The following is a 24,073-nucleotide window of genomic DNA, read 5'->3' on the forward strand; positions in this document are numbered from 1 at the left end:
GAACGACCCATGCATGATTTCCACACGCTGGAACTGGAATTCGACCCTCGGGGCTTCGCGACCCTGTGGCTCAATCGCCCGGAAAAGAACAACGCCTTCAATGCGCAGATGATTCGCGAGCTGATCATCGCCCTGGACCGAATCCAGAGCGACAGCAGCCTGCGCTTCGTGCTGCTGCGCGCCCGGGGCAAGCATTTCAGTGCCGGGGCAGACCTGGCCTGGATGCAGGAATCCGCCAATCTGGACTACAACACCAACCTGGGGGATGCCCGCGAACTGGGCGAGATGATGTACAACCTCGCCAGGCTCAAGCTGCCATCGCTGGCGGTGGTTCAAGGCGCGGCCTATGGCGGCGCGCTGGGCCTGATCAGTTGCTGCGACATGGCGATTGGCGCCGATGACGCGCAGTTCTGCCTGTCGGAGGTCAAGATCGGCCTTGCCCCGGCCGTGATCAGCCCGTTCGTGACTCAGGCCATTGGCGAGCGACACGTGCGCCGCTACGCCCTGACCGCCGAGCGTTTCAGCGGTGAGCGAGCGCGGGAAATCGGCTTGTTGTCCGAGTGTTACCCGGCAGCGGAACTGGACGCTCAGGTGCAGCACTGGGTCGACAATCTGCTGCTCAACAGCCCCCAGGCCATGCGCGTCAGCAAGGACCTGTTGCGCGAAGTCGGCCATGGCGAGCTGAGCCCTGCCCTGCGCCGCTATTGCGAAAACGCCATCGCGCGCATTCGCGTCAGCCCCGAGGGACAGGAAGGCCTGCGTGCATTCCTGCAAAAGCGCGAGCCGGCCTGGCGCGAAGACAACAAGACTGGAGAATCACGTTGATGAGCCGCCCGAATACTTCTGTGCTGACCTCGGTATTGGTGGCCAATCGCGGCGAGATTGCCTGCCGCGTCATGCGCACCGCCAAGGCCTTGGGTTTGACCACCATTGCCGTACACAGCGCCACCGACCGCAATGCCCGGCATGTCCGTGAGGCGGACGTCGCGGTGGACTTGGGCGGCAGTAAAGCTGCCGACAGCTATTTGCAGATCGACAAACTGATTGCCGCGGCCAAAAGCAGCGGTGCCAGCGCGATTCACCCCGGCTATGGTTTTCTCTCGGAAAACGCCGGTTTCGCCCGCGCCGTGGAACAGGCCGGCCTGATTTTCCTCGGCCCGCCTGCCTCGGCTATCGACGCCATGGGCAGCAAATCCGCCGCCAAGTCGCTGATGGAAACCGCTGGCGTGCCGCTGGTGCCGGGCTATCACGGCGAAGCGCAGGATGCCGCGACCTTTCGCGAAGCTGCCGCACGCATTGGCTACCCGGTGTTGCTCAAGGCCACGGCGGGCGGCGGTGGCAAAGGCATGAAGGTGGTCGAACGTGACGAGGATCTGGCCGACGCACTGGCCTCTGCCCAACGAGAGGCGCAATCGTCCTTCGGCGACTCGCGCATGCTGGTGGAAAAATATGTGCTCAAGCCGCGTCATGTGGAAATCCAGGTCTTCGCCGATCAGCATGGCCATTGCCTCTACCTCAATGAGCGCGACTGTTCGATCCAGCGTCGTCACCAGAAAGTTGTCGAGGAGGCCCCGGCGCCAGGCCTGAGCCCGCAATTGCGTAGCGCCATGGGCGAAGCCGCCGTGCGTGCCGCTCAGGCGATTGGCTACGTCGGTGCGGGCACCGTCGAATTTCTGCTCGATGCGCGTGGAGAGTTCTTCTTCATGGAGATGAACACTCGCCTTCAGGTAGAGCATCCGGTCACCGAAGCCATTACCGGGCTGGATCTGGTGGCTTGGCAGATTCGCGTGGCTCAGGGGGAGGCTCTGCCTATTACCCAGGAACAGGTGCCGCTGCTGGGCCACGCCATCGAGGTGCGGCTGTATGCCGAAGACCCGGCCAATGACTTCCTGCCAGCGACCGGCACGCTAGAGATTTATCGCGAATCGGCGCCTGGTATTGGGCGTCGTGTCGACAGCGGGGTCAGCGAAGGCGACGAAGTCTCCGCATTTTATGACCCGATGCTCGGCAAGCTGATCGCCTGGGGCGAAGACCGCGAACAGGCGCGCTTGCGGCTGCTGTCGATGCTCGATGAGTTCGCGGTGGGCGGACTCAGAACCAATCTGGCATTTCTGCGGCAGATCATCGCTCATCCGGCGTTTGCCGATGCCGAGCTGGATACCGGGTTTATCCCACGCTACCAAGCCGATCTGCTGCCTGAACCCGAGCCGCTTTGCGAAGCCTTCTGGCAAATGGCAGCGCAGGCGTACCGGCAGAGTACGGCCGCCAATGTTCGTCGGGATGACCCTCATTCGCCGTGGACCGGCATCAGTGGCCTGCGTATCGGGTTGCCGTATGAAGTCGACCTGCACCTGAGCTGCGCTGGCGAAACCCGCAAAGTCCAGTTGCGGGGAAACCCGTCGCCAGGCGTCACGTTGCAGGGCGATCAACTGACTGTCGACCATGATGGCGTGCGCCATCGGACACAGGCGATTCGTCGTGGCGACACGCTCTACCTGCGCTGGAAAGGCAATCTGCTGCCGGTCAAACGGGTCGATCCGATTGCTGCCGCCGAGGCCAGCCATACCCAGCAAGGTGGGCTCTGCGCCCCCATGAATGGCAGCATTGTGCGGGTGCTGGTCGAGGTGGGTCAGCAGGTTGAAGCCGGGACACCGCTGGTGGTCCTGGAAGCGATGAAAATGGAACACAGCATCCGCGCCAGCCAGGCCGGGACCGTTGCCGCGCTTTATTGCGCCGAAGGTGAGATGGTCAGTGAGGGGGTGGTGTTAGTGGAACTGAGCGCCCAACCCCTTTAATAACTTGCCCGCGGCGGCGACTTTCAAATCGCCACCGCCTGCAAGCCGGACTGCCACAGAGTTCACCTGTGAATATCGCAACCTCTGCCCTTCGCTCAGACGCACGCCAAGATCGAGAGCCCACCCAGATATTGCGTCCTGACGCCACCCCTGTGGGAGACGCTGGAGGTCACGACGGTACGGGCCGCGATTCGGACGACAGCGGTGGATCAGTTGGCTACGCCATCGCGGCTGTCGCACAGCTCCAGCTTCTCCCACAGGAACTGTCCCACCCGAGGCCTTCACTCGACTCAAAACCTTCCAGGTACGCGAAGCTCAAAAGCAGAACCAGTTATCGCGCGCAGACTCATCCCCTGTGGGAGACGCCGGAGGTCACGACGGTACGGGCCGCGATTCGGACGACAGCGGTGGGTCAGCTGGCTACGCCATCGCGGCGGTCGCACAGCTCCAGCTTCTCCCACAGGGACGGGTGTTCCACCCGAGGTCTTCACTCGACTCTAAACATTTAAGCCGCTACTTCATAAAACTCAAAACATCTACGCCGCTACCTCATACAACTTCGGCAACTCCACTTCGCCGCTGATCAGGCTTTGACGCATCCGCGTCGCCTGCAACGCCGCTGCCTTCATCGCGCTTTCCTTAACATGGCCATACCCGCGGATACGTTCGGGCAGACGTGCCAGGCTGAGTGCGGTGTGGCGATTGCCGGCATTCAGATGGCTCAGGATCAGTTCGATATCCGCCACGTAGCTGTCGATCAATTCGCGCTCCTGACGGCGCTCCAGGCTACGACCGAACGGATCGAACGCCGTGCCGCGGAGGAATTTGAACTTCGCCAGCACATCAAAGGCCTTCAACATCCACGGTCCGAAGCTGCGCTTGCGGGGCGCGCCACTGTTGGGGTCGCGTTTGGCCAGCCATGAGGGTGCCAGGTGGAATTCCAGTCGGTAGTCGCCTTCGAACTGGGCTTGCAGTTGGCGAGTGAACTCACCATTGCTGTAAAGACGCGCGACTTCGTACTCGTCTTTGTAGGCCAGCAGCTTGAAGGCGTTGAACGCCACCGCTTCGGTCAAGGCGAGGTGTTCGCCCGGAAACAGCCGGCCTTCTGCATCACGAACCTTGTGCACCAGCGCCAGGTAACGCTCGCCGTAGGCACGGTTCTGGTACTCGCCGAGGGTTTTCGCATTGCTCGCCAGACGCTGTTCAAGGCTCAGGTCTTTGGGTTCCTGGGCAGGAGCTGCCTGTGGATTGGCCGCAGCCTGCACGCCGGGTAGATCGAATGCCGCGCGCCGCCCCCAAAGGAACGCCTGCTGGTTCAGATTGACCGCCACGCCGTTGAGCTCGATAGCCTTTTCAATCGCCGCCGAGGTCAGCGGAATCAAGCCAAGCTGGAAGGCATAGCCCAGCATGAACAGGTTGCTGGCAATGCTGTCGCCCATCAGCTTGGTGGCAAGGTCAGTGGCCTGGACGAAATGGGTTTTCGCTTCACCCACCGCCTCGACAATGGTCTGCATCATCGCGTCGGCCGGGAATTCAGCGTCCGGGTTGCGGGTGAACTCAGCGGTCGGGGTCTGCTGGCTGTTGACCACGGCGTGGGACTTGTCGCTATTGAGTTTGGCGATTGCGTCAGGGCCGGAAGACACCAGCAGATCGCAGCCCAACAACAGGTGAGCTTCACCCGCAGCGATACGCACCGCAAACAGGTCTTCCTGGCGCGCAGCGATGCGAATGTGGCTGACCACCGGGCCAAACTTCTGGGCCAGGCCCGCCTGATCGAGCACGCTGCAGCCCTTGCCTTCCAGATTCGCGGCATAGCCGAGCATCGCGCCAACGGTGGTCACACCGGTGCCGCCGACACCTGGCAAAAGGATGTTGTAGGGCTGATCGAGGCTTGGCAGTGTAGGCTCAGGCAGTTGGGCGAACGCCTGCGCCTGTTTCGGCAATTGTGGCTTGCGCAGTTTGCCGCCGTGAACCGTGACAAAACTCGGGCAGAAGCCTTCGACGCAGCTGAAATCCTTGTTGCAGGCGCTCTGATCGATCTCCCGCTTGCGCCCGTGCGCAGTCTCTTTCGGCAGAATCGACAGACAACCGGATTTGGCCCCGCAGTCGCCACAACCCTCACATACCGCCGGGTTGATGATCGCGCGCTTGTCCAGATCCAGCATCGTGCCGCGCTTGCGCCGACGGCGTTTCTCGGTGGCGCAGGTCTGGTCGTAGATAATCACCGACACGCCTTTGAACTCACGCAGTTCACGCTGCACCGCGTCCAGATCGCGACGATGGTGGAAGGTCGTGATCGGCGCGAACTGCTCACGGCTTGGGTATTTGTCCGGATCGTCCGACACCAGCGCGATTCGCAACACGCCCTCGTTGAATACCTGACGACTGAGTTGATCGACACGCAACACGCCATCGATGGGTTGCCCGCCAGTCATGGCCACGGCGTCGTTGTAGAGAATCTTGTAGGTGATATTGACTTTGGAGGCCACCGCCGCACGCAAGGCCAGATGCCCGGAGTGGAAATAGGTGCCGTCGCCGAGGTTCTGAAACACATGGGGCGTTTCGGTGAAAGGAGCCTGGCCAATCCAGGTGACGCCCTCGCCGCCCATCTGGGTGAACGTATCGGTTTCCCGGTCCATCCAGATGGTCATGTAATGGCAACCGATGCCGGCCAGCGCGCGACTGCCTTCCGGAACCTTGGTCGAACTGTTGTGCGGGCAGCCCGAGCAGAAATGCGGGGTGCGCTGAGTCTTGAACAACGGCGCAGCGAGGGCCTTTTCCTTGTCTTGCAGAAACTGCAGACGCGCTTCGATTTTCGGGCTGCTGTAGATCGGGGCCAGGCGCATGGCGATCACCCGGGCGATCATCGCCGGGGTCAACTCTGCAAGGTTCGGCAGCAAAGAGCGGCCTTCTTCGTCGAACTCACCCACTACCCGCGGGCGCTGCTCTACCGGCCAGTTGTAGAGCTGGCCGGTGAGTTGGTCTTCGATGATGCTGCGTTTTTCTTCGACCACCAGAATCTCGTCAAGGCCTTCCGCGAAGTCGTGAACCGAAACCGGCTCAAGAGGCCAACTCATACCCACCTTGAGCACGCGGATACCGACTGAGGCGCAGAGGTCTTCGTCGATGCCCAGCTCTTCGAGGGCCTGGCGCACGTCGAGGTAGGATTTACCGGTGGTGATGATGCCAAGGCGCGGCTGCGGCGAATCGATCATCACCTTGTTCAGGCGGTTGGCGCGGGCAAAGGCGCGGGCGGCGTAGATCTTGTAGGTGTTGAGGCGCGCTTCCTGCGCCAGCGGCGGATCCGGCCAGCGGATGTGCAGGCCGTCCTTGGGCAGCTGGAAGTCTTCGGGAATCCGGGTCTGGACGCGCAGCGGATCGACTTCGACCACTGCGGAGGAATCGACGTTTTCGGCGATGGTCTTCATCGCCACCCAACACCCACTGTAGCGCGACAGTTCCCAACCGATGATGCCGTAATCGAGGATTTCCTGGACGTTGCTCGGGTTGAGCACCGGAATCATCGAGGCGATAAATGCGTGTTCGCTCTGGTGCGCGATGGTCGATGATTTGCAGCCGTGGTCATCGCCCGCGAGGATCAGCACCCCGCCATTTTGCGCGACGCCGGCTGAGTTGCCGTGCTTGAACACGTCGCCGCAGCGATCAACGCCCGGCCCCTTGCCATACCACAGGGCGAACACACCGTCGTACTTGCCATGGGGGAACAGGTTGACCTGCTGACTGCCCCACACCGCCGTGGCGGCGAGCTCTTCGTTGACTCCAGGCTGGAAGTGGATGGCGTTTTCTTGAAGGTAATCCTTGGCATCCCACAGGCTCTTGTCGAGATTGCCCAGTGGCGAGCCGCGATAACCGGAAATGAACCCTGCGGTGTTCAGGCCCCGGGCCTCGTCGCGCTGTTTTTGCAGCATCGGCAAGCGGGTCAACGCCTGGGTTCCGGTCAGGTAAAGATTGCCGGTGGCGAGTCGGTACTTATCATCCAGACGAATATCAGCCAAAGACATTCAGGCACTCCTTTGTTTTTATTAGTGCGATTTGAATGTGACGAGCGACGCGAATATCAGCCTTGTGAGCCAAGGTCACGCTGCTCGGTCGCCGGGACGGTTCAACCCGGCGCTCACAGAGCAAATACTGCCTGTACGGCATAGGCTTTTTCTTTCTAAATCGTCTGAAATCTGCTCATATTCTGCATGCCTGTTTCATTTAAAGAATAAAAAGGGTCAATTCATGCAGGTCAAGCTTAGCCCTATCGATCGCAAAATCCTCCGGCTGTTGCAGCACGATGCAGACCTGTCGGCGGCCGAAATCGCCGAGCGCGTGGAGCTCTCGCAATCGCCATGCTGGCGCAGGATCAATCGTCTGCAAGAGGAAGGCGTGATCGAACGCAAGGTCGCCCTGCTCAACCCGGCCAAACTCGGCCTGACCATGACGGTGTTCGTCGACGTGAAGCTGTCCGGACACGGACGGCGCTACCTGACCGAATTCGAGAACGCGATCATCGGCTTCCCCGAAGTACTGGAGTGCTACACGATGGCCGGGGATATGGATTTCATGCTCAAGGTCGTGGTGCAGGACATCGCCAGCTACGAGCGATTTCTGCGGGACCACCTGCTGCAGAGCCCGCATGTGCAGGAAGCACATTCGAACATTGCGATGAGTGTAGTGAAGAGGACTACCGAGCTGCCGATCGACTGATCGCCAGGCGCACGAAAAATTAATTTCACGGGAATGCGAAAAAACATTTGACGTGCAAATGATAATGATTATTATTGAGCGCAACCGGTCGTGAGATCGGTTGGTAACCCGGAAGCCTTAGGTCGGCTTCAGGATTATCTCCTCATCAGGCTAATCACGGTTTTTGACCCGGCTTTTTGCCGGGTCTTTTTTTTCTTGCCCTTTTTAGGGTCTGGGTTCGGTCGGGTGCTACTTCTTCAGGCTAATGAAGAGGGTGTCGATTCGATGGCGCGCATGATAGCAAAAGAAAAATGAGCGCTGAACCGTTCAGACGGTCAAAAACACATATTTGGAAAGAAAAATCGGAAATAAACACTCTGATTCTTGAGAATGAATCTCATAAGCACTAACATCGAGCTGCGTCACGGACGATGCCCCCACTCCTTCCTTAAAGGACGACCCACGGATGACCAGCGAGTGATAGGCCATGACTAATCAACTCACCTCCCTTTTCTCACTTGCGACTCGCCAGCCGGACATCCCGGTGAGCCCGGAAACCGACGCCTATCGCCGTCGCATCCAGAAGCTGCCCCGTAGAACCCGGCAAGTCTTTCTCTTGAGTCGTCTCGATCAAATGGCCTACGCCGACATTGCGCATTTGCTGGAAGTGGACGTTGACGCCGTCGAACGCTGCATGGTGCGTTTGCTGGACCAGTGCAGCGACGAGGCCGCCGACACCCAGTCTCCCGACAGCGTCAGCCTGCAAGCGCGACGCTGGTACATTCACCTGCAAAGCCCTCAGGCCACGGCCAGTCAACGCATCGAATTCCGCCATTGGCTGGATGCTGACGCTCGTCATTTGCACGCGTTTCAGGCCACCGAACGGTTGTGGCGCAAGCTTCAGGCACCGGCTGCCATCCTCGGCGCCAGCGGCTGGCACCGTCGCAAGCGCCGCATTTATATAGGTTGGTTGCTGCTGACTGCCTTCCTGTGCAGCCTTCTGGTCACCGCAGAAGCCTTCACCTGAGGGCGCTCTGCGCCTCTGCAGCATGACCCAAAGACAAAACATTCTGTCGCGGTCCGCTGTTCCGATCCGTGTAAAGTACCTGTCATAACAGCCCTGCGTGGCCGTCCTGCTTCACGGCGACGGTCGCCCGATGGCGTAGCGTTGGCATTAACGTATTCAGGACTTTTCCGTGACCCAGAGCCCCCTCTCCATCACCTGTGATTTCGACAGCGGCAACATCGTCGTGCTCGACGCCAGCAACCCGCAAAACGTGCAGCTGGCCATCCGTCCGGACACGCGCAGCCCGCACTTTCAGTGGTTTCACTTCAAGGTTGATGGCATGCAGGTCGGTCAGCCTCACGGGTTCAGCCTGTGCAACGCCAGCGAGTCCAGTTACAACCGCGCCTGGACCGGTTACAACGCAGCAGCGTCTTATGACCAGAAAACCTGGTTTCGCGTACCGAGCAGCTTCGACGGCAAAGCGCTGAATTTCAGCCTGAGCCCGGAACAGCCGCAGATCTGGTTTGCCTACTTCGAGCCGTACAGCCGCGAACGCCATGACTGGCTGATCGATCAGGCGCTGAACCAGGCCGGAACCGAACTGCTGGCCACCGGCAAAAGCGTCGAAGGCCGTGATATCCCGCTGCTGCGCAAAGGCGATGGTGCCGAGGGCAAGCGCAAGATCTGGATCATCGCCCAGCAACACCCCGGCGAACACATGGCCGAATGGTTCATGGAAGGTGTAATCCAGCGTCTGCAGGAGAACGATCCCCATTTGCAGGCCCTGCTCGCGTCGGCCGATCTGTATCTGGTGCCGCACATGAACCCGGATGGCTCGTTCCATGGTCACTTGCGCACCAACGCTCAGGGCAAGGACCTGAACCGCGCCTGGCAGGATTCGACCCCGGAACTCAGCCCGGAAGTGTTCTTCGTCAAAGAGCAGATGGAAAAGTACGGCGTCGACATGTTCCTCGACGTACACGGCGATGAAGAAATTCCGTACGTGTTCACGGCAGCCTGTGAAGGCAACCCTGGCTACACCGACAAACAGAAGGCCCTGGAAGCCGACTTCCGCGCGCGTCTGAGTGGCCTGACCCAGGATTTCCAGACCCGCTACGGCTACCCGAAGGCTGCACCGGGCCAGGCCAACATGAACCTGGCGTGCAACAGCGTGGGCGAGCGTTATAAATGCCTGGCGTTGACGCTGGAAATGCCGTTCAAGGACAACGACGACGCACCGGATGTCGTCACCGGCTGGTCGGGCAAGCGCTCGATGCAGTTGGCGCGGGATGTACTGACCATTCTGGGGCAGATGGTTTCCGTCTTGCGCTGATTCTCAGGCCCGGCACGATACTGAGGGAGCAACAGGAGGTGACGACGATCGCGAAAGCGGTGTGTCAGATACGAGCACGTAAGCTGACATACCCCATTCGCTGCCGTCGTGACCTGCGGCGTCTGCCACAGAGACCATCGCCTCCATGACAATTGCGCATCCCTAAGCCGCTGCACGCCAGGCTGAGCTATTTCCCTCGCAACATGCTGTCCAGCACCTCATCCCTCCTCACCCACCCATGAAACAGCGCCGCTGCCAGGTGCATGAGGATGGTCAGGAAGAACAGATACGCCAGATACCGATGGGCCTTGCGCAGAAAAGCGAAGGTTTCGGCATGCGCAGCCACAATCGACGGCAGGCGCACCGAACTGCCCAGCATGACCGGGTCCCCGGCGGCGGAAATCATCGCCCAGCCAATCAACGGCATCGCCAGCATCAGGGCATACAGCAGATAGTGCGACAGCTTCGCCGCCAGCGCCTGCCACGCCGGCAAGTCAGCCGGGAGCGGCGGCGTGCGGGTGCAAAAACGCACGATCAACCGCACGATCACCAGCAGCAGAATGGCGATGCCCAGGGGTTTGTGCAGATTCAAAAGCCACTCGTGGCGCTCAGAGACCGAAGCCACCATTCCCGCGCCGATGAACAGCATGGCAATGACCATCAATGCCATCAGCCAGTGCAGCGCGCGAGCCAGTGGGGCGAAATGCGTGGTGGGCGTACTCATGGCTGTTTCTCCTGCGCAGGCTCGGCTTTCAGCTGATCGACTTCACTGGTGCGGCGCATGTAGGACGCCGCGTAAGCAGCGGAGCGTGCGGCCAGTAGCGGGTCGTCGGAGCCTTCGATGCCGCTCGGCAATACCAGGGGGTCGTAGTTGATGTCGCGGCAATCGCCACTGAGTTGCGGGCTGTCCTTGTCCACTACCAACGTGCCGGCGTTCACGGTCTTGTGGTCGCCCGACCAGGCTTTCGAGGCGTCGTTGGTCGGGTCTTGAGCGTTGGCCAGCGTGAGCAGCAGATTCCAGCGCTGAGGGCCGCTGGCGAGTTTTTCAGTCAGATCCTGTTGCAGGTAGTCCTTGGCGTCAGGCGCCGGGGCATCACCCTTGGCTTGCGGCACCAGACTCCAGCGTACCGCTTGCCGCTTGCCAGACGCGTCCACCAGCACGAAGGCATTGACGCTGTTGTAGGTCTCGGTCACAAAGCTCGCGGAAGGCTTTGCCGTCTTGACCCACGCCAGGAACGGCTGCGCTTCCGGGTGTGCGGCAAAGAACGCTGGCGGTTTGGCCGGATCAGGCTTGCCGGTTTTCGGATCGGGAGCCGTGGCTTTCAGCAGGTCGACGAAGGCTGCGGGAGTGCCGACCGGGAACACCGGCATGCTGTTCATCCCGGTGCGCCATTGTTGGCCGTCGGCTTGCGTGAATTGCACTGCAAAACTGCGGATCGGCGCGGCACTGTCCGGCGAATAGGGATTACCGGTCGGCAGTGCCAGACGGCCGATCACCGGCGTGCGGCCAGTAGCGAACACCTGTGCTCTGGACAAGGCCGCGGCGGCGCCATTGCTCTCGAAATACCCGGCGACGCATATGCCTTTAGGGTGGTTGCGACGATAGCCCGGATGGACACCGTTGCTGTGTTCGAACACATCGACGACACGGGCCGGAGTCAGCCGTTGTGGGTCGAGACTGCCATTGACGTAGGCAAAGGCGCTGGCGGCAATCAGCACCACCAGGCCGATGCCGGCCATGCGAACGAGCTTTTCTGAGGTACTTAGCGGCGGTTTACGGGGGTACGGCGGCTCACGGTCTACCATGGAACACTCTCCGGGCCTGAGGCCTCTGTGAACAAAGACGTGCAATGAATAAGGTGAAGTGGGACGCGGCTGTCCGGCTTTTATTCCACGAGGCGATATTTATTTCTTCTACCGTGGAATAACCTGCAACGGCATGCGTCTGTCTGGTCATACGATCCGAAGCGACCCCGCCGATCGACCTGGAACCACCCCCATGAATGATGTCGACGATCAATTACGAGAACTGCTGCCGCGAATGCGCCGGTTTGCCGTGTCGCTGACCCGCGATCACAGCAGCGCCGACGATCTGGTGCAGTCGAGTCTGGAAAAAGCGCTGTCGGCCTGGAGCAGCAAACGTCCCGACGGTGACCTGCGCGCCTGGCTGTTCTCCATTCTTTATAGGCAATTTCTCGACGCCCATCGACGTTCCCGCCGATACAGCCGCATGCTGGAGCTGTTCACCGGCGGCAAGGAGGATCATTACGAGCCTTCCGTGGAACGCACCGTCGTCGCCCAGACCACGCTGCAAGCCTTCGAGCGGCTGAACACCGAGCAGCGCGCGCTGTTGCTCTGGGTCTCGGTCGAAGGCTTGAGTTACAACGAAGTGGCTGCAATCCTCGATGTCCCGGTGGGAACCGTCATGTCCCGCCTGTCGCGCGCGCGTCAGGCCTTGCGCCTGCTCAGCGAAGGCGAAATCACCACCCCTGCCCTGCGGATACTGAAATGATCACCTTGCCCCCCAGTGAACGTGACTTGCATGCCTACGTCGACGGTCAGCTCAACGATGCCGATCAACAGACCATGGAAACCTACCTGGCGGCCAACCCTGATCTGGCAAAACAGGTGCTGGCCTGGCAACTCGATGTACAGAACCTGCGCGCTGGCCTCTCCGGCGATTTGCACAGGCCGTTGAACCCCGAGCTTGACCCGGCGTTCATTCGCCAGCGCCTGCGCCGCAGCCGCTCCCGGCAATTTGCCACGGCCGCGGTCTTGCTGATTGCCGTCGGCGTTGGCGGGCTGAGCGGGTGGCAGGCGCGCGAGATGACGCTGGCCAGTGGCGTTCCAGCCATGGCGGACGCGGTGCAGGCGTACCGGATGTTCGCCGTCAACGACAACATGGCCAGCGACTGGAACAGCGGCAAGCCCAACAATGCACAGGTCTGGCTGGACAAGAACTTCGCCCAGGCCAACCGCTTGCCGGATCTTGAGTCGGCAGGGTTCAAGCCGGTCAGCGGGCGTCTGACCAGCACCGAACAGGGCGCTGCGGCGATGGTCGTGTACAAGGATGCCCAGGGAAGGACATTGAGTTTCTACATTCGCCCACCCGGTGACCGCAATCATCTGCTGCCCCGTGGTACACGCCGCGATGGCGAGCTGCAGGCCGATTACTGGTCGGGTGCAGGTTACAACTATGCCGTCGTCGGCCCGGCAGACGACCCGGCAGCGCAAGCGGCACGCCAGGCATTGAAACAGCCGATCTGACGCTGCGCATCCTGTAGCAGTCCGGCTACCCGTTCAGTTGTGCCGGATTGCTCTGCAACATCACCTTGTCCTGAATGCCGGCCAGGGTTTCCTTCAGCCAGGAAACCCCACGCCCCAGCTTCGCTTCCTTGTCCTGCTGCAACGCCTGGTTCAACACGCTGAGGAAGTTCTGGGTTTTGGAAGCGGAAACCGGGGTATGGGTGTCCGACTCCAGTTTGCCCATGACGTATTTCGAAATGCGCGTCGACTGGCTTGCCGCCTGCGTCACCGTTGCGTTGACCAGCGCACCCTTGTCATAGCCGATGCTGGTCGTGCTGCTCGCCTGATCGTTGATCTGGTAGTAAAGATAATTCTGCGTCGTCGGATCACGACTCAGCTCAAGCTTCTGCCCGGCATAAAGCGGCTTGTGATAGCTGGCCACCAGGTTCGATTGCTGATCCTGGACGATGCTTCGGTTGGACTGATCGCGACCTTTGGATTGTGTCGACTGCGACAGGTTATAGGTAAAGCTGTCCAGTTCACTCGGGCGCGCCGGGTTGGCGAACTCGCTTTTCTCGCTGACAGAGGCGCTGAAGTCGGCAAGGCCGGTGAGCATGCTGTGATCGGTGTCGGTCAGCTCGATCGAGCTGACGGTCTGCGGCGCGGTTGAAACCCGGGTCGCGGAATAGTGGCTGTGCAGGCTGGTAAAGACGTCCTCGAACATCGACAGCAACTGCGGGTCACCGTCGCCGCGCTTGCGTGCCGCTTCGATCTGGCTCATGTAGCTTTTCAGCGCCTTGGCCTGCTGGTTGCTGTCGCCAAGCACCGCGGCGTTTTTCAGATCCACTGACAGGTTCAGATCGCCGTCGGCGCCGCTCATGCGCACTGAACGCCCGTCGGCATCGGCATGCAGTTCCAGGGTCTGGACGTTTTTCTCGTCAAGCATGATGCGGGTGCTCAAATCGACCGAAGAGAACGCCTTCGGGTCAAATTGAGTCAGCGCGTCCAGCTTGAGCTGCGGCGGCTTGGCGGTGAGGCCGTCGATGGCCGACTGAAAACCATCGGCCATCTTGCCCAGCGCCACGAGTTCGTCGTCGCTGAGGTCACCGCCCGACACCTGAGCCTGCACCGCCAGGCCATTATCTTGAGTGGACAGGGTCAACTGCACGGTTTTGCCGCTGGCGGTCTTGAGCGTCAGGCTGATGGAGTTGTCTGCCGCGTTGCTGTGCAGTTTCGCCTGAGCCGCGGCCAGCTCGGCAGGCTCGAGGGCTTTGCCGGTGGACGTGCGGATCACCGACTGGGAGATGCCCTTGCCGGTTTGCGCCAGTTGATTCAGCAACGTCGCGCCCAGGCCCTGAAAACGGCTGGCCGTGGACGAACTGCTGAAATTGCCGGTCATGTTCAACGACACCTTGTCCTGCTGGGTGTACTCCCAGGCAGGCGGAACGTCACCGCCGCCCAGCGAACCGCGGGCGTTGTAGGTCAAGGCATCAGTGACACTGGTGTCCTGCCCGAGCATCACGATGGAGGATGGCGAGGCCGCGCGGCTCGCGGTGTCGACTGCGGCGCCGGCCACTGGAGTGTTCGCCGCAACTTTGGCGACCACCAGCGGTTGGGTCGCCGAAAGTGAAGAAATCGCTGTCATGGCACTTCCATGTTCGAGTGAGTAAGTAATTTCCTACACAGGCTGTCGGCCACGGCAATTGTAACTTTAGCGATACAAAGCGCAGTGCCATCCATGGCCGCTGCGCTTGCGAACATGGCCGGATCAGGCAAGCGCCTGGGTGATCTCCCCGAGAATGGCCGGGTCGTCAATGGTCGCGGGGATTGTGTAGGCCTCGCCATCGGCAATCTTGCGCAACACCGCACGCAAGGTCTTGCCCGAACGGGTCTTGGGCAAGCGCTTGACCACCACCACCCGGTTGAAGCACGCCAACGCGCCGATTCGCTCGCGCACCAGCGCCACCAGCTCGCGCCTGATCTCGTCCTTGTCCTGCTGAACGCCGTCCTTGAACACCACCAGCGCCAGCGGCACCTGACCTTTTATTTCATCGTGGACACCAATGACCGCGCTCTCCGCCACGGCCGGATGCTGACCGACCAGATCTTCCATTTCCCCGGTGGAGAGTCGATGGCCGGAGACGTTAATCACGTCGTCGGTGCGGCCCATGATGTAAACGAAACCTTCATCGTCCACATAGCCGCCGTCGCCGGTGTTGTAGTAACCGGGAAATACCTGCAGATACGCCTGCAGATAACGCGAATGATCGCCCCACAACGTCTGGCTGCAACCCGGCGGCAACGGCAGGGCAATGACGATGGAACCCTGTTCGCCGGGTTTGAGCAGACGCCCCTCTTCGTCCATCACCTGAACCGCATAACCCGGCACCGAGCGATTGCTCGAGCCCGGCGCGGGGCGATGGCCCTCAAGGCCCAGACACGGCGCTGTCACCGGCCAGCCGGTCTCGGTCTGCCACCAATGGTCCAGCACGGGTTTGCCCGTCAGGTCTTCGAGCCACTGGTGAGTGCTGGAATCGAGTTTTTCTCCCGCCAGGAACAACTGCCGGATCGAGCTCAGATCCCGGCCCTCCAGCAGCAGCCCTTCAGGATCTTCCTTGCGAATCGCGCGCATGGCGGTGGGCGCACAGAACAGCGCATTGACCCCGTATTGCTCGACGATACGCCAATAGGCGCCGGCATCAGGGGTCCGAATCGGTTTGCCTTCGTAGAACACCGTGGTGCATCCGGCCATCAACGGGCCATAGACAATCAGCGTATGCCCCACGACCCAGCCCACGTCAGAGATTCCCCACCAGACATCCCCCGGGTGCATGCCGTACACCTGATTCATGGTGTAGAGCATCGCCACCGCATGACCGCCGTTTTCGCGCACGATGCCTTTGGGCTTGCCGGTGGTGCCTGAGGTATAGAGGATGTAAAGCGGGTCGAGGCTTGAGACGGCGACCGGATCAACGGGCTCGACCCCTTCCAGCGACGAATGCCAGTCAAGGTCGCGCCCCTCTACGAGAGTCCCCGGTGATTGCGGACGTTGCCAGAGCAGCACGTGTTCGGGTTGAAACTTCGCCAGCTGCAGAGCCTTGTCGACCAAGGGTTTGTACGGGATGACCCGGTCGAACTCCAGACCGCAGGAGGCAGTGAGCAACAATTTCGGCTTCAGGTCGTCGATACGCAACGCCAGCTCATGAGGCGCAAAACCGCCGAACACCACTGAATGCATGGCGCCAATCCGCGCGCAGGCGAGCATGGCCATGGCCGCTTGCGGAATCATCGGCATGTAGATGATGACGCCGTCGCCCTTCTCCACCCCCAACTGCCGCAACAGACCGGCGAGCCGGGCCACTTCGTCGCGCAACCGGTTGAAGGTGTAAGACACTTGCTGATCGCTGACCGGCGAATCGTAGACAAGGGCGAGTTGTTCGCCACGGCCGAGTTCGATCTGACGATCAAGCGCCAGGTAACAGCTGTTGAGCTGCCCGTCGGCGAACCAGCGCTGAGTCCCGTCGGGCAGGGTTTCCAAGGTCTGCCTGGGCACTTGGTACCAGGCGACCTGCTGCGCCTGCTCGGCCCAGTACGCCTGAGGATCGGCGATGGAACGCTGATGATGGTGCTCGTAGTGCGCGCTGGCGGGCGCGCCTTTTTTGTCATTCATCCGTGGATCCCTGTGATTGTTTTTATGAGGGCTGACAACACAGGAATGAAATTAGCAGAAGCTCAAGGGCCTGCGCAGTCCCTGGTAGCAGACCGTTTTGCAGGCGGTAGCGGTTTCGCAGACCCCACCGCCGTCAAGCCGCGCTGCTTCAGAGTAAAGCCTGATTCAGGCGGCGTTGGTCCGGGAGCCCCGCTGCACCAGCAACCCGCCCAGCGCCAGCAGTGCCAGGACCACCACGACCGAGCCATAGACGTTGGTGGTGACGATCAACCCTTCGGTTTTCACCGCCAGCCCGGCCACCAGCGACGGCACGCAGAACGCCAGATAACTGAGCACCAGAAAGGTCGACATCAAACCTGCCCGCTCATGGGCGTGAGCCAGCGGCAGCAACAGCCGCAGCGCCCCGAGAAAGCTCGCGCCAAAACCGATGCCCGCCACCACCGCGCCGGTGAAGAACAGCCAGAGCCAGCCCAGGTTCACCGCCAGCAGCACCACGCAGACGCCAACCGCAAGAAAACTGCAGCCCACCAGCAACGCTAACTGTGGCGCCTTGAGCCGCAGATTCATGATCGAAATCGCCCCGCTGATGGTCAGCGCTGCCACCGCCAGACCGCCATTGAGCACGGATTTCGAACCGGTCGCCGCCGCGAGCAGAGAAGGTGCCAATGACAGAAAGAAACCGCCCAGCGCCCAGGCGGCGATGTCCGCCGGCAATACCAGCATCAGGGTGCTGCGTGCGCGCTGAGGGACAAGCAGCGCAGGTTTGAGGGTTTTCAGCACGCCCGGTTGCGGCGTCACGGTTTCCTGCACGCGCAGCAGGTAGAGCATCTGAAACACGAACGCCGCCAGCAGCAGAAAATACGCCAGCAACAGCGGCATCGGCGCAAACTCCACCAGTGCGCTGGTGCCCAGTGCGCCGAGGGCCATGCCGAACATGGGTGTGATGCTGTTGATCAACGGCCCCTGGTTCTGATCGGTATCGAGCATCGCCGCGCCCAGCGCGCTGGTGGCGATGCCGGTGGCAATCCCCTGCAGCACACGCGCCGCGATCAACCAAGTGACGTCAGTGGCAGCGATGAACAGCAACATGGAGAGAATCTCCAGCACCAGCGCCACGAAAATCACCGGGCGCCGTCCGAGATAGTCAGACAGCGAGCCGAACACCAGCAAGGTCGCGAGAAGACTCAGGGCGTAAACGGCAAAAATCAGCGTCAGCAGCGCCGACGAAAAGCCCCACGCCTGTTGGTACACGTGATAAAGCGGGGTCGGGGCGCTAGACGCTGCGAAAAAGCAAAGCATCACGAACGCGAGGTACCCAAGGTGACCCCGGCCCCGACTATCGACTTGCGGGTTCTGCAAAGAATCAGACACGAGTACACTCTCCCGGAAAAGCACGCCACAAAAGCTACGAATTAGCGTTAGAGAGTGTGCGAGCAGAATCCGCTTAAAGCAAATACTTTGTGTTAAGGTCCGCTCCATGGCTATCAAAGAAGGCATTCGTACCGGCGGCCGCAGTGCCCGGGTGCAGACATCGATCCACGCGGCAGTGCGCGATCTGCTCCAGGAACAGGAGCGCTCCGCATTGAGCGTTCCCATGATCGCGGCACGGGCAGGCGTCACGCCGTCCACGATCTATCGTCGCTGGGGCGACCTCACCTCATTGCTGGCCGACGCCGCCGTGGAGCGTCTGCGCCCGGACGAACCGGTGGATTGCGGCAACCTGCGCGACGATCTGCGCACGTGGGTCGAGGTTTATCTTGAAGAAACCAACTCTGCTCCCGGCCGGGAAATGATGCGCGACGTGGTCGCCAGCAGCGCAACGCTGTGCTCGGGCAAGTGCCTGAACATCGTCCGCGATCAGTTGCAGATCATCATCGACCGCGCCCAGGCCCGCGGCGAGCGCAGCCCTTGCGCCGATGAACTGGTCGACGCCGTCGTCGCGCCGATGGTTTATCGCATTCTCTACGCCGAATCGGCGCCTACCCTCGAACGCATGCATCAATTGCTCGATCGTTGCTTGGGGTGAGCACAAGCGCCCGCCGACTGGTTATCATGGCGGGCCTTTCACCACCGGTGTTTCTTCCCCTATGCACACTCTTGCAGACCTGCGCGCCGGCAAGCTGGCGGGCCTCCAGCGGCTTACCCTCAGTTGCGATCTCGCGGAGTTTCCCGTCGAGATTTTCAGCCTCAGCGATACGCTGGAAGTCCTGGACCTGAGCGGCAATCGGCTGACCGACCTGCCCGCTGACCTGCACCGGCTCAAACACCTGAAGATCCTCTTCTGCTCCAACAACCCGTTCACTCGACTGCCCGAAGCGCTGGGGCAATGCGAGGAGCTTTTCTTCGTCGGCTTCAAAGCCTGCAAAATCGCCGAAGTGTCCCCTCGCGCCTTGCCGCCGAAGCTGCGTTCGCTGGTCCTGACCGATAACTGCATCGAGGCTCTTCCCGATGAACTGGGCCAGCGCCAATACCTGCAAAAACTGATGCTGGCAGGCAATCGTCTGCAAAGCCTGCCCGAGTCTCTGGCGGCCTGCCAGCGCCTTGAGTTAGTGCGCATTTCGGCCAACGATATCCGCCAGTTGCCGCACTGGTTGCTGAAGATGCCAGCGCTAGCCTGGCTGGCGTTCGCGGGCAATCCGCTGAACGACATCCATACCGAAACGCCGATCCGGCAGATTCCCTGGTCGCAACTGACGCTGCATCAGGTACTGGGCGAAGGCGCTTCCGGGGTGATCCAGCAAGGCCAATGGGCTGACGAACACGGGACGCTGCAAGAGGTTGCGGTCAAGCGCTACAAGGGCGATCTGACCAGCGACGGCTCGCCGCTGAACGAGATGGCGGCGTGCATCGCAGCGGGTAAACATCGGAACCTGATTCCCATAGAGGGCCAGATCGTTGGTCATCCGCAGGCAGCGCGTGGCTTGGTAATGCAGTTGATATCGCCGACGTTCATCACCCTTGCCCGTCCGCCAAGCCTGGAATCCTGCACCCGCGATGTCTACATCGGCACACGGCTGAGCCCGGCCACGGTCAAGCGAATGGCGTCGGGAATCGCCTCGGCGTGCCGTCATCTGCACGCGCGGGGTATCAATCACGGAGACCTGTACGCCCACAATATTCTCTGGGAAGAAACCGGCGAGAGTCTTCTGGGAGATTTCGGCGCAGCGGCGTTTTACCCCGACGAAGAGACAGGACAGATCTTACAGCGCATCGAAGTACGCGCTTTCGGCATTCTGCTAGGGGAGCTGCTGGCGTGCTGCGAGGGGGATGAAGGTGAAACCGCGGCGTTGCGCGAGTTGCAGACACGTTGTGTGCAGGGAGATGTAGCGAGCCGTCCGGGTTTTGCCGAAATCGAACAACGGCTCGCCGCGGATGGCATATCAGGCTGAGCAGCTGAATGCAGCCTGCACACAGGACTGTAGCAGCACGGCTTGCCGGCGGTGGCGACTTTGAATTCGCAAGCGCCGGCGAGCCGTGCTACTGCAGGACCGAATCAGGCTGATTAGCCCGCCAGCCCTACATAGACGTTCTGCACGTCATCGTGGCTGTCGATCGCTTCCAGGAAGGCCTCGACTTCCGCCATCTGCTCGTCGCTCAGGCCTTCCACCGGGTTTTTCGGGCGGAAGCCGATCTTCGCCGACTCCACGGTAAAGCCGAACTCCGGCAGCGCCTTGCAGACGGCGTCCAGATCGGTCGGTTCGGTGTAGAACACGGTCACCCCCTCATCGCCAGCCTCGACATCCTGCGCCCCAGCCTCGATGGCTGCCTCTTCAGGGTCGGTCTTGCCGTCGCCAGCTGCTTCGATCATGCCCAGATGGTCGAAGTCCCAGGTGATCGAGCCCGCTGCGCCCATCTGGCCCTTGCGGAACAACACACGGACTTCGGCGACGGTGCGGTTGACGTTGTCGGTCAGGCACTCGACGATCACCGGCACCTTGTGCGGCGCGAAACCCTCGTAGGTCACTTTCTCGAAATGCACGTGCTCGCCGGTCAGACCCGCGCCCTTCTTGATCGCCCGCTCCAGGGTTTCGCGGGGCATGGAGGCTTTTTTCGCCTGCTCGACCACCAGACGCAGGCGAGCGTTCATTTCGGGATCAGCGCCGGAACGCGCGGCAATCATGATTTCCTTGGACAGCTTGCCGAAAATCCGCCCTTTGGCGTTGGCTGCTGCTTCTTTGTGTTTGACCTTCCACTGTGCGCCCATGATTGCTCTCTTGTTCCGATGGCGATAAATCGTCGTTGTCGCCCCGACGTGGCGCGCCGGGACGCTGACGATGAATGCTGAAAATGGTGACCGATGATGACACGCCGATGCAGATCCATGGCGCCCGGCGCATTTTATACGCGATAGCGCCAGATGAAACCCCCGCCGTGCTGCCGTCGATCAAACGAAACAGGATAAGTTTCGAGGAAAACATCACCACAACACCCAAGATATTCAAACCGGGCCTGTAGTCCGTTTCCGAAAATTCCGAAGTCGCCCTTTTGTCCTGTCGCTTTTCGTACCCTCTGCGCCTCGAATTTTCAAGGTGAAACAGCAGATGCGCGAAGATCAGCACGTGGTAATGACCTTGGCCATCGCCGACAGCCCGGCCGATATGCAAGTAATCGGCGTCAACGGTCGCGACCGCTTGAACGCCCCCTTCTGCTTCGATGTCGATCTGATCAGCCCCGACCCGGCGCTGAACTGCGCCAGCCTGCTGCATCGGAGCGCGTTGCTGACGATGGGTTCGGCCCCCGACGATGCCCATGAGGTGCACGGCGAGGTATACACGCTGCGGCGGTTGTATCGCGGCGTGGACATGAGCCTTTATCGCCTGCGGCTGGCACCCTCAGTGCAGCGGCTGGAGGGAAGGATCCGCCGCAGGACCCATAACGGACTGAGTGCGCCGCAGATCATTGTGCGTCTGCTGCATGACCACGGGCTGGGCGAGGACGCATTTCGTTTTCAGCAGCTGACGGGGCTCTACCCCGCCCGCGAACACTGCGTGCAATACGATGAAAGCGACCTGCACCTGTTGCATCGACTGTGCGAGGAGGAAGGCATCAGTTATCGCTTCGAGCATCACCACAATCGCCATGTGCTGGTGTTTTCCGACGATCCTGCAGCCTTTCCCGAATCGCCATCAGCGGTCCACGTCGACCATCTCGCCGAGCATTTTTCCATTCGCAACAGCTACAGCAGCCACGCGGGCGAACATTACGCCCCGCCGTCATCGACGCCTGCGCCTGTGGACAGTCATGCGGACAACCAGCGCTGGTCCCTGTCCAGGTCGGACGGCATGGCGGGACGGCACCGGCAGCTCAGTGAACGACAACTGCAACGCTATCGCTGCGAGCGTCGAGACATTATGGGTGCCAGCCGTCAGCCCTCGTTGCGCAGTGGCCAGATAGCCCGTGTGGAAGGACATCCCGATACGGCGTTGAATGATCAATGGCTGCTGACGGAGGTCCAGCATTCGGGAAAGCAGTTGGCGCCTCTGCGCCATTGCTCTTCGAGGAATGTGATCGAGGTGCTCCAGGCGATCGCCACCGCCAACCAGACGCCCTCCACGCTCGTCAGACCTCCCGCCAGACTTGATAAACCCGTGCTGGCGAGTTACGCCAACCGCTTTCAAGTCATTCCGTGGACAATGCCGTTTCGCCCTTCGCTGCAACACCACAAGCCCAATGTCACCGACGTATCCCTGGCCGTTCAGACCGACGACCTGGCCGACACCCAGGGGCGCGTCAGGATTCGCTACGACTGGCAGGCGCAACACCCTGCCAACGGCGGAGACGACAGCTGGGCAAGGGTCGTGGGCACTGTGAGCGAGCACAGGTCCGGCACGCGGCTTCACGTCAGATTTTTCGAAGGCGATCCCGACCAGCCGGTGATCTGTGGCGCTTTCGCCGACGCGCCTCTTGCCACCCGACTGACTCGCACGTTGCAGGTCGACGGCATTGCCCTCGAAGCAGTGGAACCCCTGTTACAGCTGCATACCGATGAACGACTGCAGATCGACAGTCACGCCCCGATGATGCTGCACACGGGGCGGGCAACCTTGAGCATTACCGAATCCGGCATTCATTACACACCGCTGGTACCGCCAGATGCACCGGATGACGCGCGCTCTGGCGATGTCGCGCGAGGCGACGTCGCTCTGGACCTGCAATTGCTGCATCCCGCCAATGCGCAACAGCCTCTGGCCTCGTGCACCTGGTACATCGTGCGCATGCCGACGCCGGATCTCGCCTATCTGGCGCGGATCGGCGCCGAAGACATCCTGTTCGAAGGCAAGACCGATGCCGAGGGTTGGCTGGGCCTGCGCCCGGCCCAGTACATGCGATTGTTGCAACTCTACAGACACGACAAAGCCACGCTGTGCCTGGTCCATCCAGGCCATTGCCGGACCCTGCACAGCGTTTTCCAGCAACGCCCGGCTACAGCGATCGTGCCGGGCCCGGCGTGACCCGTCGCCGATGATCCATCAGCGGTTCTTGAACGCCGGATCACGTTTCTCGATGAAAGCCGCCATGCCTTCCTTCTGGTCTTCGCTGGCGAAGGCTGCGTGGAATACCCGCCGCTCGAAGCGGATACCTTCGGCCAGGCTCACCTCAAAGGCGCGGTTCACGCTTTCCTTGACCATCATTGCCACTGGCAACGACTTGGCGGCGATGGTCCGTGCCACTTTCAGAGCTTCTTCCAGCAATTGGTCCTGAGGCACGATGCGCGCCACCAGCCCGGCGCGCTCCGCCTCCACTGCATCGATCATGCGCCCGGTGAGGCACATTTCCATGGCCTTGGCCTTGCCCACCGCCCGAGTCAGGCGCTGAGTGCCGCCCATACCCGGTAGCACCCCAAGTTTGATCTCGGGCTGACCGAATTTCGCGTTGTCCGCCGCCAGGATGAAGTCACACATCAATGCCAGTTCGCAGCCGCCACCCAAGGCGAAGCCTGCGACAGCAGCGATGATCGGTTTGCGCCGATTCGCCACTCGGTCGCTGTCACTGAATAGATCGTCCAGGTAGATCTGCGGGTATTTGAGTTCGGCCATTTCCTTGATATCGGCGCCAGCGGCGAAGGCCTTGGCGGAGCCTGTGAGAACAATGCAGCCGATCTCTCGATTACTTTCCAGTTCATCGAGAGCATGGTTCAACTCGCTGATCAGCTGTGAATTGAGCGCGTTCAGCGCTTCCGGGCGATTGAGCGTGATCAGCGCAACGCGACCTTGAATATCTTTGAGGATTGTCGTGTAACTCATTGTTATACGCCCATTTATGGATTTTCGTAAAAAGCTGGAAATCACATCACCCAGCTTTAACTAAATGATGTAATTCAATGATTTAAT

19 protein-coding genes are annotated in these 24,073 nt (G+C 60.9%); 11 read left to right on the forward strand and 8 right to left on the reverse strand.

Annotated features, from left to right (window positions below):
- Nucleotides 1-9 precede the first annotated feature (9 nt).
- Both BWR59_RS04335 and BWR59_RS04340 read left to right on the forward strand, forming a co-directional pair.
- The gene (locus tag BWR59_RS04335) at nucleotides 10-825 is read left to right on the forward strand and encodes a gamma-carboxygeranoyl-CoA hydratase (protein ID WP_081564393.1); all 816 of its coding nucleotides are present in this window, start codon (nucleotides 10-12) and stop codon (nucleotides 823-825) included.
- The gene (locus tag BWR59_RS04340) at nucleotides 825-2,795 is read left to right on the forward strand and encodes an acetyl/propionyl/methylcrotonyl-CoA carboxylase subunit alpha (protein WP_081564394.1); all 1,971 of its coding nucleotides are present in this window, start codon (nucleotides 825-827) and stop codon (nucleotides 2,793-2,795) included. Before BWR59_RS04335 ends, BWR59_RS04340 begins: the two co-directional genes overlap by 1 nt.
- A gap of 536 nt (nucleotides 2,796-3,331) precedes the next feature.
- Here the strand turns inward: BWR59_RS04340 and BWR59_RS04345 are convergent.
- The gene (locus tag BWR59_RS04345; protein ID WP_081564395.1) at nucleotides 3,332-6,817 is read right to left on the reverse strand and encodes an indolepyruvate ferredoxin oxidoreductase family protein; all 3,486 of its coding nucleotides are present in this window, start codon (nucleotides 6,815-6,817) and stop codon (nucleotides 3,332-3,334) included.
- A gap of 223 nt (nucleotides 6,818-7,040) precedes the next feature.
- Here BWR59_RS04345 and BWR59_RS04350 point away from each other — a divergent pair, with 223 nt between their 5' ends.
- The 3 genes from BWR59_RS04350 (at nucleotide 7,041) to BWR59_RS04360 (ending at nucleotide 9,826) form a co-directional block, all read left to right on the forward strand.
- Entirely contained in the window at nucleotides 7,041-7,508 is a 468-nt protein-coding gene (locus tag BWR59_RS04350; RefSeq protein ID WP_081564396.1) for an Lrp/AsnC family transcriptional regulator, read from the forward strand.
- Nucleotides 7,509-7,974: 466 nt separating this feature from the next.
- Nucleotides 7,975-8,514, forward strand: coding sequence for a DUF4880 domain-containing protein (locus tag BWR59_RS04355; RefSeq protein WP_081564397.1), 540 nt, complete (start codon nucleotides 7,975-7,977; stop codon nucleotides 8,512-8,514).
- Nucleotides 8,515-8,683: 169 nt separating this feature from the next.
- Nucleotides 8,684-9,826: a M14-type cytosolic carboxypeptidase gene (locus BWR59_RS04360; protein WP_081564398.1), complete on the forward strand. Its 1,143-nt coding sequence runs from the start codon at nucleotides 8,684-8,686 to the stop codon at nucleotides 9,824-9,826.
- Nucleotides 9,827-10,013: 187 nt separating this feature from the next.
- Here the strand turns inward: BWR59_RS04360 and BWR59_RS04365 are convergent, their stop codons facing one another.
- Together BWR59_RS04365 and BWR59_RS04370 are read right to left on the reverse strand one after the other, a co-directional pair.
- Nucleotides 10,014-10,550 (reverse strand): cytochrome b, encoded by a 537-nt coding sequence (locus tag BWR59_RS04365; RefSeq protein WP_081564399.1) that lies wholly within the window; start codon nucleotides 10,548-10,550, stop codon nucleotides 10,014-10,016.
- Entirely contained in the window at nucleotides 10,547-11,632 is a 1,086-nt protein-coding gene (locus BWR59_RS04370) for a catalase family peroxidase (protein ID WP_081564400.1), read from the reverse strand. The genes BWR59_RS04365 and BWR59_RS04370 overlap by 4 nt, the downstream gene beginning before the upstream one ends.
- A 193-nt stretch (nucleotides 11,633-11,825) precedes the next feature.
- On the opposite strand from BWR59_RS04370, the gene BWR59_RS04375 reads away from it, so the two are divergent.
- Both BWR59_RS04375 and BWR59_RS04380 read left to right on the forward strand, forming a co-directional pair.
- Nucleotides 11,826-12,338: a sigma-70 family RNA polymerase sigma factor gene (locus BWR59_RS04375; protein WP_081564401.1), complete on the forward strand. Its 513-nt coding sequence runs from the start codon at nucleotides 11,826-11,828 to the stop codon at nucleotides 12,336-12,338.
- A complete protein-coding gene (locus tag BWR59_RS04380) occupies nucleotides 12,335-13,093 on the forward strand; it encodes an anti-sigma factor (RefSeq protein WP_081564402.1) in 759 nt (252 codons plus the stop codon). Before BWR59_RS04375 ends, BWR59_RS04380 begins: the two co-directional genes overlap by 4 nt.
- A gap of 25 nt (nucleotides 13,094-13,118) precedes the next feature.
- Here the strand turns inward: BWR59_RS04380 and BWR59_RS04385 are convergent, their stop codons facing one another.
- The 3 genes from BWR59_RS04385 to BWR59_RS04395 form a co-directional block, all read right to left on the reverse strand.
- On the reverse strand, nucleotides 13,119-14,717 hold the full coding sequence (locus BWR59_RS04385) for a hypothetical protein (RefSeq protein WP_081564403.1): 1,599 nt from the start codon (nucleotides 14,715-14,717) through the stop codon (nucleotides 13,119-13,121).
- A 123-nt stretch (nucleotides 14,718-14,840) separates the two neighbouring features.
- A complete protein-coding gene (locus BWR59_RS04390; protein WP_081564404.1) occupies nucleotides 14,841-16,742 on the reverse strand; it encodes a propionyl-CoA synthetase in 1,902 nt (633 codons plus the stop codon).
- 165 nt (nucleotides 16,743-16,907) lie between these two features.
- Nucleotides 16,908-18,113: an MFS transporter gene (locus BWR59_RS04395; RefSeq protein ID WP_230981956.1), complete on the reverse strand. Its 1,206-nt coding sequence runs from the start codon at nucleotides 18,111-18,113 to the stop codon at nucleotides 16,908-16,910.
- A gap of 106 nt (nucleotides 18,114-18,219) precedes the next feature.
- On the opposite strand from BWR59_RS04395, the gene BWR59_RS04400 reads away from it, so the two are divergent.
- Both BWR59_RS04400 and BWR59_RS04405 read left to right on the forward strand, forming a co-directional pair.
- Nucleotides 18,220-18,768 (forward strand): TetR/AcrR family transcriptional regulator, encoded by a 549-nt coding sequence (locus tag BWR59_RS04400; protein ID WP_081564406.1) that lies wholly within the window; start codon nucleotides 18,220-18,222, stop codon nucleotides 18,766-18,768.
- 61 nt (nucleotides 18,769-18,829) lie between these two features.
- Nucleotides 18,830-20,131, forward strand: coding sequence for a leucine-rich repeat-containing protein kinase family protein (locus tag BWR59_RS04405; RefSeq protein WP_081564407.1), 1,302 nt, complete (start codon nucleotides 18,830-18,832; stop codon nucleotides 20,129-20,131).
- A gap of 113 nt (nucleotides 20,132-20,244) precedes the next feature.
- Here BWR59_RS04405 and BWR59_RS04410 read toward each other — a convergent pair whose 3' ends face one another.
- On the reverse strand, nucleotides 20,245-20,946 hold the full coding sequence (locus BWR59_RS04410) for a YebC/PmpR family DNA-binding transcriptional regulator (protein WP_081564408.1): 702 nt from the start codon (nucleotides 20,944-20,946) through the stop codon (nucleotides 20,245-20,247).
- A gap of 74 nt (nucleotides 20,947-21,020) precedes the next feature.
- Here BWR59_RS04410 and BWR59_RS32340 point away from each other — a divergent pair, with 74 nt between their 5' ends.
- Together BWR59_RS32340 and tssI are read left to right on the forward strand one after the other, a co-directional pair.
- On the forward strand, nucleotides 21,021-21,197 hold the full coding sequence (locus BWR59_RS32340) for a hypothetical protein (protein ID WP_168184447.1): 177 nt from the start codon (nucleotides 21,021-21,023) through the stop codon (nucleotides 21,195-21,197).
- A gap of 86 nt (nucleotides 21,198-21,283) precedes the next feature.
- Entirely contained in the window at nucleotides 21,284-23,194 is a 1,911-nt protein-coding gene (gene tssI / locus BWR59_RS04415; RefSeq protein ID WP_081564409.1) for a type VI secretion system tip protein TssI/VgrG, read from the forward strand.
- A gap of 18 nt (nucleotides 23,195-23,212) precedes the next feature.
- Here tssI and BWR59_RS04420 read toward each other — a convergent pair whose 3' ends face one another.
- Nucleotides 23,213-23,986 (reverse strand): enoyl-CoA hydratase, encoded by a 774-nt coding sequence (locus BWR59_RS04420; protein ID WP_081564410.1) that lies wholly within the window; start codon nucleotides 23,984-23,986, stop codon nucleotides 23,213-23,215.
- Nucleotides 23,987-24,073 lie beyond the last annotated feature (87 nt).

The sequence above is a fragment of the Pseudomonas sp. Bc-h genome (assembly GCF_002080045.1).
Classification (GTDB): domain Bacteria; phylum Pseudomonadota; class Gammaproteobacteria; order Pseudomonadales; family Pseudomonadaceae; genus Aquipseudomonas.

What these genes read in the sequence shown, in the direction of transcription:
- BWR59_RS04370 (WP_081564400.1), bottom strand. Translation starts at nt 11,632, where the DNA reads ATGGTAGACCGTGAGCCGCCGTACCCCCGTAAACCGCCGCTAAGTACC.
- BWR59_RS04335 (WP_081564393.1), top strand. Translation starts at nt 10, where the DNA reads ATGCATGATTTCCACACGCTGGAACTGGAATTCGACCCTCGGGGCTTC.
- BWR59_RS04380 (WP_081564402.1), top strand. Translation starts at nt 12,335, where the DNA reads ATGATCACCTTGCCCCCCAGTGAACGTGACTTGCATGCCTACGTCGAC.
- BWR59_RS04400 (WP_081564406.1), top strand. Translation starts at nt 18,220, where the DNA reads ATGGCTATCAAAGAAGGCATTCGTACCGGCGGCCGCAGTGCCCGGGTG.
- BWR59_RS04365 (WP_081564399.1), bottom strand. Translation starts at nt 10,550, where the DNA reads ATGAGTACGCCCACCACGCATTTCGCCCCACTGGCTCGCGCGCTGCAC.
- BWR59_RS32340 (WP_168184447.1), top strand. Translation starts at nt 21,021, where the DNA reads ATGCTGAAAATGGTGACCGATGATGACACGCCGATGCAGATCCATGGC.
- BWR59_RS04375 (WP_081564401.1), top strand. Translation starts at nt 11,826, where the DNA reads ATGAATGATGTCGACGATCAATTACGAGAACTGCTGCCGCGAATGCGC.
- BWR59_RS04390 (WP_081564404.1), bottom strand. Translation starts at nt 16,742, where the DNA reads ATGAATGACAAAAAAGGCGCGCCCGCCAGCGCGCACTACGAGCACCAT.
- tssI (WP_081564409.1), top strand. Translation starts at nt 21,284, where the DNA reads ATGCGCGAAGATCAGCACGTGGTAATGACCTTGGCCATCGCCGACAGC.
- BWR59_RS04385 (WP_081564403.1), bottom strand. Translation starts at nt 14,717, where the DNA reads ATGACAGCGATTTCTTCACTTTCGGCGACCCAACCGCTGGTGGTCGCC.
- BWR59_RS04340 (WP_081564394.1), top strand. Translation starts at nt 825, where the DNA reads ATGAGCCGCCCGAATACTTCTGTGCTGACCTCGGTATTGGTGGCCAAT.
- BWR59_RS04405 (WP_081564407.1), top strand. Translation starts at nt 18,830, where the DNA reads ATGCACACTCTTGCAGACCTGCGCGCCGGCAAGCTGGCGGGCCTCCAG.
- BWR59_RS04420 (WP_081564410.1), bottom strand. Translation starts at nt 23,986, where the DNA reads ATGAGTTACACGACAATCCTCAAAGATATTCAAGGTCGCGTTGCGCTG.
- BWR59_RS04410 (WP_081564408.1), bottom strand. Translation starts at nt 20,946, where the DNA reads ATGGGCGCACAGTGGAAGGTCAAACACAAAGAAGCAGCAGCCAACGCC.
- BWR59_RS04355 (WP_081564397.1), top strand. Translation starts at nt 7,975, where the DNA reads ATGACTAATCAACTCACCTCCCTTTTCTCACTTGCGACTCGCCAGCCG.
- BWR59_RS04350 (WP_081564396.1), top strand. Translation starts at nt 7,041, where the DNA reads ATGCAGGTCAAGCTTAGCCCTATCGATCGCAAAATCCTCCGGCTGTTG.
- BWR59_RS04345 (WP_081564395.1), bottom strand. Translation starts at nt 6,817, where the DNA reads ATGTCTTTGGCTGATATTCGTCTGGATGATAAGTACCGACTCGCCACC.